Source organism: Cochlodiniinecator piscidefendens (genome assembly GCF_011326755.1).
In the GTDB taxonomy this organism is placed as follows: Bacteria; Pseudomonadota; Alphaproteobacteria; order Rhodobacterales; family Rhodobacteraceae; genus Cochlodiniinecator; species Cochlodiniinecator piscidefendens.
Window position 1 is genome coordinate 776543 of the sequence record NZ_JAAOIE010000001.1, and the last position, 14670, is coordinate 791212.

Sequence of the window (14670 nt, forward strand, 5' to 3'; positions counted from 1 at the left end):
CGCATCCGTACTAACAAAAAGAAACGCTTAGCACACATCCCCGTCACCCCCCCTATGGCAGCAATTATTGACAGCACCCCGATTGACCGCTTCTTGATTTTAACTAATGCCAGCGGCGGAGCTTTAACAGCGCACCGCGCATCCGAAGGTTTACGACAATGGCGCGACAAGGCGAAGCTATCACCTGAGGACATTGGGTATGATCTGCGATTGCAAGACACTCGAGGGACTGCCGCGACACGGCTACTAAACTCAGGCCTGTCTTTGGCTGAAATCGCAAACCATATGGGCTGGTCGGTACGTTACGCAGCAAACGTTATTGAGCACTACGCGCGCGTTTCACCCGACGAAACGGATGCGGTTTTAGTGAAGTTGGCGCAACATCGAAAGAGCACATTTTGAGCAAAAACTGTAAAATGAATTGTAAAACGCGCTACTCGCTTATCGCCTACAACCGCGTAACCCATTGTTTTTATTTGGAGGCGAGTACGAGAATCGAACTCGTGTACACGGATTTGCAATCCGCTGCGTCACCACTCCGCCAACTCGCCCCTATGGTGCAGTATCAGGAGACACTCCCAATCTGTTATGCTGAACAATCTCTATCCAGTAGAACTGTCCATTGTTGATGCAGCTTATTGCGTCTTTTTTACAGCTTGTCCAGCGCTGTTTTTCATAAAAGTTCACACATCGAAACACTGAAAAACAACGTCGTTCAATTGAAAAGAAAGCCAAATCCCAATGAGATATATGACGAGCACATATTTAAAATTATACCTGATATAAAAAAATGGTACCACCACCCCGGCTCGAACGGGGGACCTCCTGATCCACAATAAGCCAGTAAGCTTTTAAAATCATAAGGATAAAGGATATATTTCCCACAACAAAGCGTGAACTTTTCATAAACATGGGAAATGGCCAATTCTAAAGAATTGACCTATCTCACACCCCCTATTCTCCCCGCTCAGCCGCCGCATCTAAATCCCATGAAAACGTGACACCAACATCTTTACCGCAGCACCGACGACACCTCAGTTTCGCGATAATCTTGCTGAGGCAATAATTCTCACCATATTTGACGATCAGATCAGCGGCCCGCACTCCCTCTGACCCTTTGCCGCGCGGACAGCGCTTGCAGTGAGGGTACGCTTCGCATTTCCTGCCCTAATCACGTGGTTCTTCGAGCGTTTTGTTGAGCCAAAGGTTGAGATGGCAAGGCAGGAAAATAGTTCGAAAATCGTCGTTCCTCCGGCCGTTTCTAATGCTCAGAAAATTGAAGACACTCGCAAAAATTTGGACGAACTCAAGTATCGTCTAAAGAAAAAGAGTGGTTGATAAATCCGCCATGCCAAAACTCGAGCCTATTGCGAGCAGGGACCGTACCCAGCCCATAATTACCAATCTGATGCGAGTTTGGTTACGGTTGCCGCTCATGCACAAATTGTGCCTCGACTTCACGAAAGCGGTCATTCAAGCTATTACAAACAGGTTTTAGCCATCAACGGCAGGTTCGAGCCCAAGTTGACAATAGTCAGAAGAAATAGTCACTTACGCCAATTGATCATCCTGACGGGGGTTTTGACATGGCGGGTGTGTTCGTTTTTTTGTTGGCGATCCCAATAGTTATTTCTATCGTCGCGGCGATACTTTTTCGATGGATCGGTAAAGCTTATGGGCGGAGCGGACTGGTCGTCGTCGGTTCTGGTTGGTTAATCGCTTTAATTTATTGGCTCTTTCGGAGTGGGACGAGTTGTGTTGCAGCCGCCAGCCAAAGCGAAAATGGATGCAGTTTCTTTTCATTTCTGGATTTTTTGGCGGTGATATCTATAGGCTCTGCATGCGCGATTTCTGCTCTTCTTCTGTTGTATAGGTTTAGCAAGCTCGCAAACTCACCTGAGGCGGATAATAAATTTTGAACGGTAACAAAGTTGCACTTAGCTGCCGAAGGACATGAAAAATCGTCAAATTGACCCACTAAACTTGTCAGATGACCGGTTAGAGCCCAAACTTACCGTCAGTTGCATTACCAATTGAAAATTGGGTAATGCTATTCAGGATCTCATTTGGGGAGACCAAACTTTGAAGCTTAATATTTCTCTAGTGCTTGAAACGGATAAAGAGAAAAATGCACTGGTTGTTGTATCGGGGCTCAACAAGCTGATCTCAGCGGGTTCTCCGATTCTAGAAAAGTATAAAGACGGTGGCACTAAAGTCTTGTTGGAAAAGAGTATAACTGAAACCAACTGGTCAGATGCTTTGCTAACTTGCCTTACTTTGGCCCAATCCTTTGGGCGCTCTTGGACTGTATCAGGTCACGTTGAAGAAGAGTTAATCCTCATTGGGAATGAGTTTTCGGTCGTCGGTATCAAATGGGCGCAAATCTCATTGATCAGCTAAGAATTATTGCTAGTACACAACGGCAACTTTGTCCGCTTAGCAGACCTCCAGTCCGAAATCTCGCTGCAAGGCTCATCAATGACCGGTTTTTCGCGGCATCGCAGCGTGATCATTCGGTTTTGTTTGGATTGCGATGGGACTTTGCAAATGTCGCTATCTGCCCAAAGCCGCCTACGACCGCACCCAGCCCGAAGCAGCCGTCGCCTTTAGACACGCCGGGCGGAAAGCCGTAGTTCGCTGCAAGTGCAAAGATCTTGGCCAAAGCAATGAAAGCCGACTTCATCGTATGGCCTGAATCAGATTGCGGCCCTCCATCACATAAAATGAAACGCTTACGTTATAGTCAAACCGAAGAAAAAACGTTTGAACGCTTCTCTGTCTAGTTAGGCTTTAGACGTTTGAGAACTCTCTAGTTAATCCCAAAAAAACTAAGAACACCTTTTATCCACCCGAATTTTTCAGGGAATTTTGCGGCCAATGTTAACAATCCAGAACCGTTAAAGACCATGATATCCCAAGTGACGCCCAAACAACCCCACAATCCAGCCTTGCGAAGCTCAGTGGGTGTGATTTTTCCGATTTCGTTGACCTCTCCAATTGTGACCCTTTTTGCGGATGCTCCTTTCTCTGCAAGTTCTTCTTTGTACAAGCGCCATGAAATCATAGCGTTATCGCTCAGTTCCCGTAAAATCTCTCTGGTGGATGCGAGCAACCCCACTGCTAAAAGTTCAGATTGTGGGTTTTCCTCTAGTTCATCTACTTGCCGGTTGAATTCTACTTGAACATCCCGAGAAACCTCTTCAGATTCATTCAAAGTATTTGAAATTGACGCCAAGCTACTAATTATTTCTTGAGTAATTTCGATTTCTTCTGAGCCACTTTCGGCATCTTCAAGGTACAGTAACCATTTGGGAAAGCGCATAGTGAACGTAGATACAGCGACCGATAACTCTTTTAGTTCGGTGGCCGCACCAGAAGGAAGCTCACGATTGAATTCACTGTCGTTTGCGAGAGCTTCAAGTCTCTTGCTCGCTATTCCAACGCCAACCTCATTCATCTCCTCGTAAGCAGTACCAAGAGCCCTAGATAATAGGCCCATCGCTGAAGATAGCGGTCTGTAGTTTCCTAGACTCAATGAAGATTCAAAGCCTGTGGAAAAATCTACCAACATGTCCCAACCCATTCGAGCACGAAGCTCTTGTTGTGCGTCCGAAAGTGCCGGTTCCGACCGTACCGCTTTTATCAGCCTTTGGTTGAAAATCTCTACTTCGAGGGGCGCGGGCTGGCGTTCAGGTACTAAACCTTGGCTATCTAGCTCCGAAAGTGAGGATGTTTCTTTTTCCTGCTGAAGTTCCTCAATTTGGTAGTTTTGTGGGTTGGCGAAAAGCGCTCTAAGAAGATTGTGAGTCAGCGCATGCCCGCCTCTCCTCCCGATATATCGCCCGCGTAAAGAATGCCCCGCCAAAGACAAGTCTCCTAGTGCATCAAGCATCTTGTGCCTGACGGCTTCGTCATTATGCCGTAGTCCATTTGGCGATATTACTTCTTCTCCGTCCACTACAACTATGTTTTCAAGCGTGCCACCGAGTGCAAGGCCATTTTTCCTCATGGCGTCAAGGTCCGCTTGTCGACAGAACGTTCGACTATCGGCAAGTTCACGCACAAAATTTCCATTAGCCATGTTCAACATTTTTGACTGCTTGCCGATTGCCGCATCTTCGAACTCAATGCTGAAACCTATTTCTAGACCATCATTCGGTTCCAGTCTGGCAGAGGCAATTTCAGTCGAGACTTCAACAGCCTGTAAAACACGAATCACCCTTTTGGCGGAATTTTGTATACGGCTCCCTGCACCTAAGATTGCCCGAACGAATGGAGCAGCTGATCCCTCCATTATCGGCACTTCTGGACCAGTAATTGAAATTCTTGCGTTGTCTACATCGCACCCCGCCAATGCTGCCAAAAGGTGTTCGACAGATGACACCGAAACTCCCAAATCATTTACGAGAATAGTCGTAAGTGGAGAAGTCTTAACATTTGCCCAATTAGCTTGAACAATACCGGTACCTGGTTCAACATCGGCACGCTCAAATACAATACCCGAATTCTCTTTGGCCGGAGCGATTACGACATCCGCTGGTTGACCTGAGTGCAATCCAACCCCCTTCAAACGAATGGCCGAAGAGACAGTTTTTTGTAAGTGATTTGCCATTAATCATTCCATTCGGCCAAAAAGGTTCTCATGAACGAGAAGTTCTTATGAATTCGAGTCGTTCAATGTGTTTACTCTAGAACGAGAACCTCAGCAGCCCATTCTCAAAGAATACGCCATTCACCAGTGCATTATTTTATTTTTTCCCAGATACAGATAGATACCCTTATTGGGTTGTTATGTCGCTGTTTCCCATCACTTCCTTTGTTTTGAACAATTACCGAGCCAGCTTTAATGATCAACCTTCCATAGGTTTGGCTCAACATGTCGAGTTTGACCTTGAAGCGGACAATAGTGCAATGTCGGCTTTGGGCCGTTCGCGTTAAACGGCCCCAGAGCTTACATTTCAATGGCCTTAACCAACTACGATCTGCTGCAGTGACCACTTGCACGTTGGGCCCTTCGCAGGACTTTGCAAAGTACACTTTCTGCCCAAAGCTGCCTATGACTGCTGCGAGCCCTAAGCAGACTCATCGTGCCTAGCTAACCCTTGAATAGTTGCAGGGGTAGGTCCGCTAGGGTTTTCAAGCACACGAATAATGCGCTCCAGGCAACGTGTGATATTCTCAAGGTCACGATCATCCGGCTTGAACGTACCTCGTAGTTCCACGCTATGATGTTCAGCAAGAATCTCTTGGTAAACCTCAGACCCGTGCCCATGCAGCCCTTGCATGTTGAGTGCAGCCATGAGGAACATTCTTGTACCACTCAGATGAGAAAAGGCATTAGGCATTGACACACGAGGGGTTTCTCCCCGCACGTAGACTTGAACCAACCGTTCGAAATATGGTTCTGCTTCTTTGCCTTGTCGTTTTTCTAGAAAATGCATCCCACATGTTGCAAGAGCAGCTTCGAGATCGGGAACTGCGTCTAATATCTGCCCTAGCAAATTGAGTGCTGCAACTTCATCGCTAGCAAAAATCTTTTTCGCCTCAGTGCAGAGGTACTCACATGCCTCAGGATTTTCGCGCAGTAGCATTTGAACATCGGGATTTTCAATTTCGCTCATTCAGGGTCTTTCCGGTGAAGCTATAGGTTGTATCGAGTGGATGACGGCACCTTGTTAGCCTTTCGAAAACCTCAATGTAAGGATTACCATTGCATTTCCCCCGTCCAAAAAAATTGTCCGCTATCGGATTGTGATCAGGATTTGCAAAGGTCACTATCTGCCCAAAGCCGCCTAGGACCGCACCCAGCCCAAACCGGTCCTTGCCTTTCGACACCTCAGGGCGGATTGCGGACCTTAGCTGCATTAGCAAAGATGACTTGCCAGAACGGCGAAAGCAGCCGTTCGAAGGCCGACGAGCTGAACCGTCATCGCTGCAACTTGCATCAACGACAGCAAAGGGCAGATAGCGACATTTGCAAAGTTGCGCCGCGATCTCAAATCACGGAATCAAAATAGGAAATAAACTGCAATGTGCCCCACATTGCAGACATTGATACCGACCCGCGAAAGCTTCTAAATTTCAAAACAATCCCAAAGGCGTTTTCCATAAAACACTCAAAGATCATAGGTAAGGGTATCATTTCCGAAGCTCAAGCAACGAAAATAACGCGCTGTATTGTACGCGTTTTGCGAACCTATAGTTTCCATTACACACCTTAAAGGCAATCCTTTGCGATTGTGAGAATCGCTTATTTCAACTAATTTTGTATAGTTTTTACGAATATCGAAGGGTTCTTTCATGCTTACAGCACTGCTCATGCTTTCAACTGTCGCCATTGGGTGGGGAATATTGGAAGCCTTTGACGATAAAGACACCCCAGCAGACATCACTGAAGATAGCGATGACGAGAACCTAAGTTTGGATGGTGGTGATGCCAGTGATCTACTAAATGGAGGCGGCGGTGATGATACACTGGTTGGAGGTGGTGGCGACGATGTACTAAATGGTCGTGATGGCGACGATAGGATAATTGGCGACTATTCGGTGCATGGCGACGTGGGCGACGAGGGAAACGATACCTTGCATGGCGCTGGCGGCGACGACACTTTATATGGCAACGACGGTGACGATGCCCTGTATGGCGGTGATGGCGACGATTGGATACTTGGCGACGAGGGTAACGATACCTTGCATGGCGCTGGCGGTGATGACTATCTATTCAGCGGCATTGGTGACGATGCCCTGTATGGCGGCGACGGCGATGATAATTTGATCGGCAGGGATGGTGACGATACGCTGTTCGGAGGTGACGGTGATGACTCTCTAAACGGCGGCCGTGGTGACGATCTGTTGGTAGGGGGCGATGGGAATGACCAGCTGTCCGTCTTTAGCGGTACGAATAGGCTTTATGGAGGCAACGGCGACGATAGTTTGTGTGCTCTTTACCCCGGAGACAACTTACTTGATGGCGGTGCTGGCGACGATCGGCTAGAGGGCAACGAAAATGATACGCTGATCGGTGGCGACGGTGACGATTTATTGTCAGGTATGGACCAAATGTATGGCGGCAGTGGCAGCGATACATTTAGATCTGATATCTATGCTCCTCAAGGTGAGGTGCAAGTTACAGATCACATTGGGCAAATTATGGATTTTGATCCTTCAGAAGATGTCATCGGTTTACGGTTTTTTATCATTCCAGAAGATCTCAGCTTAGAAGTTAGAGATTGGGCAGATGGTACCGGTGCAGATATTCTTGTGAATGGAATAGTTTACGCGCGCGCTAGTGGTGCACAGGGACTGTCTACTTCGGAAATCGTCATCAGCCAAGTGTACAGCGGGGATTTCAACAATTAAGTATTAGAAATTTCGCTGGAGATTTACGTCGATCGGTTAGTGCTGCTATCGATGTCCGCATTTTGCGTTATAAGATGAAAACTGACTATCTGCACCGAAGGCCAGCAATAAACCTTAGGTCAAAATCCAACTTCCGCTTAGGGCTGTAATCGGTCATGCGGCAGACCAAAATCGACAGGCGATGGTGCCTCTAGCACGAAAATCACCTGCTGCAGCGCAGCAAGTCCGGTATGAGCCCTCCTTGCATTTTTTCTGCAATGCCGCGAAAGTCTGCTTATGAAAAAAACTAACAAAAGTGACCTTTTGCAAAAAGCGAAGGAAGCGCTGCTTAAGCGGATGCGGCCGTCCAGGATCTCTTCTGATCGGCTGTCCCGAAACGGAACACCTAGTGACCCTGGAGAATTTGCGTTGTGGTCGATTGGGCGTCATGCTGAAGCAGAGGCTGCTAGAATGGTCATCTCCGGGAAAGCCGGGAGGCTATTGCAAGAAATTGGCCAACTTGATGGCCATCTTCGGGAGCTAGAGATAGCCCATACAGAAATCTCAGATTTGTCTCCGCTAGTTGGGTTATCCAATCTCGAGAGCTTGAAAGTAACTGCAACAGAGATCGTTGATTGGTCGGTGCTTTCTTCGCTGAAAAACCTGCGAAGGCTAGAACTAAACTACAGCGGGACAAAGCATGTGGTCGTTCCCGATATGTCGGAGTTGGTCGAAGTAAAAATCCTCAATACCCATGGCAGAATAACTCTGGGTAATTTGCCGAAACTTGAGAAGGCTGAGTTTCAGGTGCTAGAAGACCTTGCTGAAGTTGGTAAGCAGCCCAAACTGGTAGATCTTGCATTCCAGAAGATTGCGAACCGATCTCTCAACGCTTTGACAGGCGTTGCAAACCTCCGTCAACTTAGTGCCCGGTTACACGGTGCAATGGATTTGCATTCCTTAGCGCGTCATACCAGCCTTGCCGTGCTCGAGCTGACAGGACCGGAAGTTACTGATATTTCATCAATTTCTGAACTTGCGAGTTTAGAGACACTGGAGCTGAACGACTTTAATGTGTCAAATGCTCATTCACTAAAAGAGCTGACCAAGTTGCGCTCGCTTGCACTGCGGTTCACAGAACAATTGGCTGATCTTTCGTTTCTTTCAGATATGAGAGACCTTGAGCGTTTGGTACTCTGCCCGTCCGCTGACTCTGATCTAAGTCCGCTAACTAAATTACCAAACCTACAACACGTCGCACTGGTGGGGATTTCACCGCGAACCAACCTGTCGCCGCTAACACTGTGTAAAGGGCTACGTAGATTAAGCGTCTCATCTGATAAGAACGCAAATGGCCCATTGTTAGGGCTTCTGCCTGCTCCCCCAAACCTTGAAAGACTATCGTTATCAGGCCACGCTATCGACAGTTTGAACGGATTGGAAAGGTGCCGAGAACTGCAATCCTTGCACTGCTTTCAAACGACTATTGATAGTCTCGAGCCCCTCAAGGGAATGCCACAACTCAGACAGGTTCATGTGTCCCGCAGCAATGTTTCTGATCTATCCGTTTTGGCAACCTTGCCATACTTCCTAGCCGAAGAGCAGGGCATCAAACTTTCGCTTCGGGATACCCCCGCAGTCAAACAATACCCTGAATTGGAGAAAACGGTCTCAAGTGAAGGTTCTCTAGCAGGTTACGAATATGATGAGCACGAAACTGCCGTAAATGCTGTGCGTGCAGTGACATGTCGGACGTAGTTTCAAAAAGTCGACATTTGTAGCTGCGCAGCGAACTCACACTTTGTCCGCACACCACCAGTTCACCGCATCCAAGATTTTGCACATGCAGCGAATGGCCGGTCTGACGGGCCGCGACGCAGCGACGGTTGTGCATAGCCAAGGTCCGGTTTGGGCCGAACGCGCGACTTTGCAAAGGTTGCTAATCGGTACCTAGATTACATTCGCGAACGTGCGGGAGCCAAAGACACGCAAAAGTTCCAGCGCAAGCATGCAATCGATATTCAACAGGCTAACGCGCATCGACCGCGCACCTCGAATTTCATTCTGCAGGTGTTATCAATTCTATTCGAGTTTTCAATTGATCTTGGGTGGCGGACGGACAACCCTGCAAAGGGTGTACGAAAACTCAAAGGCGGTGACGGTCACACGCCTTGGCCTGAATGGGCAATTACCGCATTTCGTAAACAGGCAACACCAGACGCACTACTTCTCTTTGAATTGGCACTTGGAACAGGCCAGAGAGCCGGAGACTTGGTAGAAATGAAATGGTCTGATTTTGACGGACAAGGCATTCACGTGTCGCAAAACAAAACATCAACCAAAATCTGGGTTCCCTGCACCGATGAGCTTCTAGCAGTCCTAACTGCAACGGAGCGACGCGGCATATTCATTATAACCAATAAAACGGGACAACCTCTAACCTACAACGGTGCAGCCCAACGCCTGAATAGGACGGCTGAGAATGCCGGAACCAGAGCTTACACACTGCATGGATTGCGTTATTGCGCGGCCTCACGCCTAGCTGAGCTTGGCGCAACCGATGCGCAGATAGCTGCAATTACAGGGCATAAAGCGCGCAGCATGGTTGCTAAGTATTCTAGCGCTGCGAATCAAAAACTGCTTGCAGATCAAGTCGTTAAACTCCGCAAGAACGGAACAGAAACAAAGCGTGAAAGTGGGAAACTAAATGGGAAATGAAAAACAACCTGAATGCAATTGCTCAGCTAAGTCATTGTTTTTAATGGTACCACCACCCCGGCTCGAACGGGGGACCTCCTGATCCACAATCAGGCGCTCTAACCTACTGAGCTATGGCGGCACTGGGGCTGATTTACATTTGCCCCAGACGGAATGCAAGGGGGCTATCTTGAAAAAGCGAACAATTCCGCGTAGTCAGGCAAAAAAATCAGGAGTCCCCAAATGGGTATCAATAAAGAAAGCGATATCGCTGCTAATATACAAATCGGCCCCACTGACCAAGGCATGGTGCGTATATATGTATCAACAGACAAAACAGAAATCCCTATGGACTTTGACCCAGAAGAAGCGATTGAAATTGCAGAAGAAATCATCGCTGCTGCTGAGATGATCAAACGCTAAACACATCGATTATGCCTGGATCACGCGCGCCCTGCCATCGCAGCGCCGCGTGCCGGGCAAACTTTAGTGTCAACGCTTTGCGCCGCGCCGCTGGTAGCTTTGCTTCGGGGGCCATGCGCAAAATATCTGCGTCATAGCCATCCGCTATAATGATCCCCGTTTCATCAGGAAGGAGATCCAGCGGAAAATCAGAATCAACCGCCCAAAAATAGCGATCACACCACTCTAAATAATTCCGCCATTTGTGATCAGATAGAAAATCCGCGCGGGACGACTTGCATTCCACCACCCAAAGTTCCCCTTTGGGGCCAAGTGCAAAAACATCGTTGCGTAACCCGCGATGTGGGACAAATTCTTCGATCGTGACAAAATCAAATTGCCGCAGGTGCCGGCACACACCCCGTGCGAGCAACTGCCCCGGCTGTAAATCAGAAAACGCCTTATCCATGGATCAAACATGAACAAGGCATGAACATTTGTCAAAATGTAATTCAAATACGCAGCTATTCAGCTGCGATTGCCCCACGCAATCCGTCCAAAATGACCTTGTTGCGGCAATAGGATGGGACTTGTTCATTTGCGGGTTTTGCCTGCGCCAGCCACTTTTCACAGCTGCCAACATCCGCGCAGTTGCTGCAGCGAAACACCATATCGCGCACCGGAAAATATGGCAGTTCGCCGTTTTCTTCTGCTGCGGGCAGATCAACCCCTACGGTTTCGGCCATTTGGTTAAGTAAATCGCTGTGGTGTGCAAATTTTTCGGCAGATGGTTTTTCAACACGGGTCATAGAATTCTCCTTTCGGGTTGGGGGAAAGGGCGAACTCTGCCCACTCATAACAAGTTCGTTATGACATAGGGGGTTTCATGCGAATATGATCTAGATCAAATTTTTCTGCCCTCTTGCCGAAACCACCCAAAGCCCCTATCTAAGACAACGGCGGGTTCTGCCCTTCTCGTGATCCGGTTACAATTCCCGAGGCCTTAAGCAATTCCTAGGGAGCTGGCTCTGTCTTGATCCTGGTCTCGTTACCTGGCGCCCACCTGTACTCACAGGTCCACAGGAATAGTTAACCCCACGGCTGCGTTTGCGGGCCCGCCACTTTGTTTTCCTCTGCATACACAGGGACCAATTCCAACGCGGGTTCGCGCTGTGTTTTGCCGCCGCCGGTATCGTCGTCTTGGGCCATACGCATGATAACCCAAGCAAATTGCACCCCAGCAAAAATAATCCCATTGCCAATAAACAACATAACAACGGCAATCCAACCGATTGAACTCGCTGATATCAGATGCCAAAGTCCAGCGACGTCGAAATACAAAAGCCCTGCTACAAACGCAGCTGATAAGCCAAATCCAATCAAAACATTCTGAATATATAGACGCACCAATCGGGTCATGATCCCCTCCTCATTGGGTGGTTCACGAATATGCTACGCCAATAACAGACGAAGTAAAGTGCCGCATGGTCGCAGCCTAACTCTCTAGAATTGCATTGAATTTGCTCAGGCTGATATTGGCACCGCAGGCGATAACCCCCACGCTTTTGCCTTTGCAATCTTCATGCAGCGGGCCAAGAACAGCCGTCAACGCAGCAGCACAGGCTGGCTCAGGCAACAGGTTCAGGCTTTCGCTCATGATCCGCATTGTACTGACCAAAGCGTCATCGCTGACACGCACGATCCCATCTACATTGGCCCTGGTCAGCGCATATGATATCGGCATCGCCATCGGCGCACCTAGACTGTCTGCGATGGTATCCACCTGCGAAATAGATTGCGGTGACCCTGCCTCAAAACTGCGAAACATCGTATCGGCGCCAAAAGGCTCTACCCCATAGATTTTCAATCGGGGATTCAACAGCTTGAGCGCAGACGCCATGCCGCTAATAAGCCCCCCGCCCCCGACCGGCAGCACGACAATATCCATCGCACGCGCGTCTTCAAAAAATTCCTTACCACAGGTCGCCGCCCCCAAAGACATCAATCGTCCTTCAAACGGATGCACCAGCGCGCGCACTTCATCCTCTGCGATCTCTTGCATAGTTTCAAACGCAGCCCCGATGGTGTCACATAAAATCACCTCAGCCCCTAGCGCTTCACAGCCCTGAATACGAATGGGGTCCGCCGCCCGTGGCACAGCAATCTTTGCGCTGACACCAGCAGCCCGCGCCGCCCACGACAACGCCAATGCATGGTTTCCACCACTTGCCGCCACCACTCCTTTGGACCGTTCCTCAGGCGAAAGCGCATGAACAGATAGATAATTCCCCCGCGCCTTAAAAGAGCCCGCCTTTTGAAACAGCTCCATTTTCATCTGAACCGACGCGCCCTCAGGCAACAAACGCTCCAGCCCGGTTTGGCGCAAATCCAGCACCGGCGTGCGAATGGTCTGATCCGCCAATATCGCTTCGGCATCAGAAATTTCATTCAGAGTCAGCGGGGCAACATCAGACATTCAAACACCCTTTCCAAATTTTACTAAACGAAAGCGCACGGCCTTCAATAGTTCAATACTCGGAGGTTATTCACCCATTGTAAACGTAGATAAGACGTTGTTTGGCTGGAATTACTATCAACATTCCGACCCGGTCATATGCGTAGAATGCCCCTGACGAGAACAATGCATCATTCGCTAGATTCTCGACCTCTTCGTCAAAAGAAATCCAGAACCCGAAATTGGCCATGTAAGACGCTATGCTTGGGCAGATTGGGTGGTGCGTAATCGAATAGAAATCACTATCGCCAGCACCACACCTAGAAGCGTCCGCCCAAGGCTCTGAACTAGAAACAGGAGTTGATTGCCACTCCTGATACTGCCCCTGCCAGCTCGGCTCATCGCTAACAGGCAGTGCTTCAAGCCAATCCATGCCTTCATTTTGTAAAGCGGCAAAAGTCGCCTCAGGCATATCAAAGACAATAATCCCGGTTTCGTTCCCTCCCGGGCCAAATCCCCAACGCTCCTCAGCAACGTAGCGAACCCACCATACGTTCATTTCGTCGGGAACAAACCTCAAATGATGTTGATATATCGCGACTTTCCAAGCAAGAACCGCACATCCAATTGCCAACGCAATAAAAACAAGGAGCTTCTTGAGCATACAATTTGCACCCAAACAACAAACAGCGGAAAAATTTAAACCCTTATAGTCACAAAAAAGCGCGCTCAGTGGCGCGCCTTATTTTAGAAAGCTTCTGGTTTGGCCTCTCGGGCCATATGGTCCAGCACGGCGTTCACGAATTTTGGCTCTTTGCCATCTGGATAAAACGCCTTTGCGACATCCACAAATTCACTGATCACCACCTTGGGTGGGGCCATGCCAAACACCAATTCCGCCCCCGCCGCGCGGAACAATCCGCGAATGGTTGGGTCAATCCGTGCAATCGGCCATTTCGCGACCAAAGCGCGGTCGGTCATCTGGTCAATCTTGGCCTGATTATCGACGGCATCTTCGATGATTTTGCGGAACAGATATACGTCCCCCTCAAGCATCTCCATCTCTTCAAAGACTTCGCCAAAACGGAACTCTTCGAATTCGCGGCGCACCTGATCCACAGCCGTATCTGACTGTTCCATCTGATAAAGCGCCTGCACGGCAAAGAACCGCGATGCAGAACGCATCTTACGCTGGACATTGCCGCTGTGATTAGGTCGTGAGGTCGTCATGCTGTTTTGGGCCCGTCGCTGGTCCCGGCCATGAGGATCTCCTCTGACGCGGGTTTAAATCCGATACCTTTGGTCTGAGCGCCCCACTTACGGCCCAATGCGACAAGATGCAAGGCCGCAGCAGCCGCACCGCCACCTTTGTTTTGATCCGCGACTTCGGCACGCACTTCGGCCTGCTTGCGATTTTCGACGGTCAGAATGCCATTGCCAATGCAAAGCCCTTGCAAACCCATCAACTGAATGGCGCGCGAACTGTCATTGCAAACCGTTTCGTAATGGGTGGTTTCCCCACGAACGACACAGCCCAGCGCGACAAAGCCATCAAAATTTGACTGGCGATCCGCAATACCAATCGCAGTCGGGATCTCAAGCGCACCCGGAACTTCGACCAAATCCCAAGTTGCGCCCGACGCTTCAATCTCGGCCTTTGCACCCGCAACAAGGTTATCTGCAATATCTTTGTAATAAGGCGAAACCACAATCAAAACCTTCACCGGTTTGTCAAACGTCGCGCGTGGCATAATGTAGTGTTGTTCATGTCCAGCCAT

The 14670-nt window shown here is 49.0% G+C and carries 16 protein-coding genes and 2 tRNA genes; 6 read left to right on the forward strand and 12 right to left on the reverse strand.

Annotated elements, in window-relative coordinates; all coding sequences use genetic code 11:
* The first annotated feature begins 54 nt into the window (after positions 1–54).
* A complete protein-coding gene (locus tag G9C99_RS03880) occupies positions 55–402 on the forward strand; it encodes a site-specific integrase (protein WP_231703956.1) in 348 nt (115 codons plus the stop codon).
* Between the two features lie 75 nt (positions 403–477).
* On the opposite strand, the gene G9C99_RS03885 is transcribed toward G9C99_RS03880, so the two are convergent.
* A tRNA-Cys gene (locus G9C99_RS03885) sits at positions 478–551 on the reverse strand.
* Between the two features lie 1531 nt (positions 552–2082).
* Between G9C99_RS03885 and G9C99_RS03890 the strand changes: the two genes are divergently transcribed.
* A complete protein-coding gene (locus G9C99_RS03890; protein WP_166416109.1) occupies positions 2083–2400 on the forward strand; it encodes a hypothetical protein in 318 nt (105 codons plus the stop codon).
* Positions 2401–2509: 109 nt separating this feature from the next.
* On the opposite strand, the gene G9C99_RS03895 is transcribed toward G9C99_RS03890, so the two are convergent.
* The 3 genes from G9C99_RS03895 to G9C99_RS03905 form a co-directional block, all read right to left on the reverse strand.
* Positions 2510–2683 carry a hypothetical protein gene (locus G9C99_RS03895; protein ID WP_166416110.1) on the reverse strand — a complete coding sequence of 58 codons (174 nt, stop codon included), beginning with the start codon at positions 2681–2683 and terminating at the stop codon, positions 2510–2512.
* Between the two features lie 126 nt (positions 2684–2809).
* Positions 2810–4612: a UDP-3-O-acyl-N-acetylglucosamine deacetylase gene (gene lpxC, locus G9C99_RS03900; protein WP_166416111.1), complete on the reverse strand. Its 1803-nt coding sequence runs from the start codon at positions 4610–4612 to the stop codon at positions 2810–2812.
* A gap of 460 nt (positions 4613–5072) precedes the next feature.
* Entirely contained in the window at positions 5073–5621 is a 549-nt protein-coding gene (locus tag G9C99_RS03905; protein WP_166416112.1) for a hypothetical protein, read from the reverse strand.
* A 679-nt stretch (positions 5622–6300) separates the two neighbouring features.
* Here G9C99_RS03905 and G9C99_RS03910 point away from each other — a divergent pair.
* The 3 genes from G9C99_RS03910 to G9C99_RS03920 all read left to right on the forward strand — a co-directional run bounded on the left by G9C99_RS03910 (position 6301) and on the right by G9C99_RS03920 (position 10056).
* Positions 6301–7359, forward strand: coding sequence for a calcium-binding protein (locus G9C99_RS03910; RefSeq protein ID WP_166416113.1), 1059 nt, complete (start codon positions 6301–6303; stop codon positions 7357–7359).
* Positions 7360–7635: 276 nt separating this feature from the next.
* Positions 7636–9096 carry a leucine-rich repeat domain-containing protein gene (locus G9C99_RS03915; RefSeq protein WP_166416114.1) on the forward strand — a complete coding sequence of 487 codons (1461 nt, stop codon included), beginning with the start codon at positions 7636–7638 and terminating at the stop codon, positions 9094–9096.
* Between the two features lie 150 nt (positions 9097–9246).
* Positions 9247–10056 (forward strand): tyrosine-type recombinase/integrase, encoded by an 810-nt coding sequence (locus G9C99_RS03920; RefSeq protein ID WP_231703957.1) that lies wholly within the window; start codon positions 9247–9249, stop codon positions 10054–10056.
* 44 nt (positions 10057–10100) lie between these two features.
* Here the strand turns inward: G9C99_RS03920 and G9C99_RS03925 are convergent.
* Positions 10101–10177: transfer RNA gene (locus G9C99_RS03925), tRNA-His, on the reverse strand.
* A gap of 101 nt (positions 10178–10278) precedes the next feature.
* Between G9C99_RS03925 and G9C99_RS03930 the strand changes: the two genes are divergently transcribed.
* Positions 10279–10458: a DUF6324 family protein gene (locus G9C99_RS03930; protein ID WP_166416115.1), complete on the forward strand. Its 180-nt coding sequence runs from the start codon at positions 10279–10281 to the stop codon at positions 10456–10458.
* Here the strand turns inward: G9C99_RS03930 and G9C99_RS03935 are convergent.
* The 7 genes from G9C99_RS03935 to G9C99_RS03965 form a co-directional block, all read right to left on the reverse strand.
* Positions 10448–10906 carry an MmcB family DNA repair protein gene (locus G9C99_RS03935; protein ID WP_166416116.1) on the reverse strand — a complete coding sequence of 153 codons (459 nt, stop codon included), beginning with the start codon at positions 10904–10906 and terminating at the stop codon, positions 10448–10450. The two genes, G9C99_RS03930 and G9C99_RS03935, sit on opposite strands and share 11 nt — an antisense overlap.
* A 55-nt stretch (positions 10907–10961) precedes the next feature.
* Entirely contained in the window at positions 10962–11246 is a 285-nt protein-coding gene (locus G9C99_RS03940; protein WP_166416117.1) for a DUF6455 family protein, read from the reverse strand.
* Positions 11247–11526: 280 nt separating this feature from the next.
* Positions 11527–11856 (reverse strand): hypothetical protein, encoded by a 330-nt coding sequence (locus G9C99_RS03945; protein WP_166416118.1) that lies wholly within the window; start codon positions 11854–11856, stop codon positions 11527–11529.
* A 76-nt stretch (positions 11857–11932) separates the two neighbouring features.
* Positions 11933–12913, reverse strand: a complete 981-nt coding sequence (locus G9C99_RS03950) for a threonine ammonia-lyase (RefSeq protein WP_166416119.1) — start codon at positions 12911–12913, stop codon at positions 11933–11935.
* A 70-nt stretch (positions 12914–12983) separates the two neighbouring features.
* Entirely contained in the window at positions 12984–13556 is a 573-nt protein-coding gene (locus G9C99_RS03955; protein ID WP_166416120.1) for a hypothetical protein, read from the reverse strand.
* An 83-nt stretch (positions 13557–13639) separates the two neighbouring features.
* Complete coding sequence (gene nusB / locus G9C99_RS03960; protein WP_166416121.1) at positions 13640–14122, reverse strand: transcription antitermination factor NusB; 483 nt, start codon at positions 14120–14122, stop codon at positions 13640–13642.
* A complete protein-coding gene (locus tag G9C99_RS03965) occupies positions 14119–14670 on the reverse strand; it encodes a 6,7-dimethyl-8-ribityllumazine synthase (protein ID WP_166416122.1) in 552 nt (183 codons plus the stop codon). The genes nusB and G9C99_RS03965 overlap by 4 nt, the downstream gene beginning before the upstream one ends.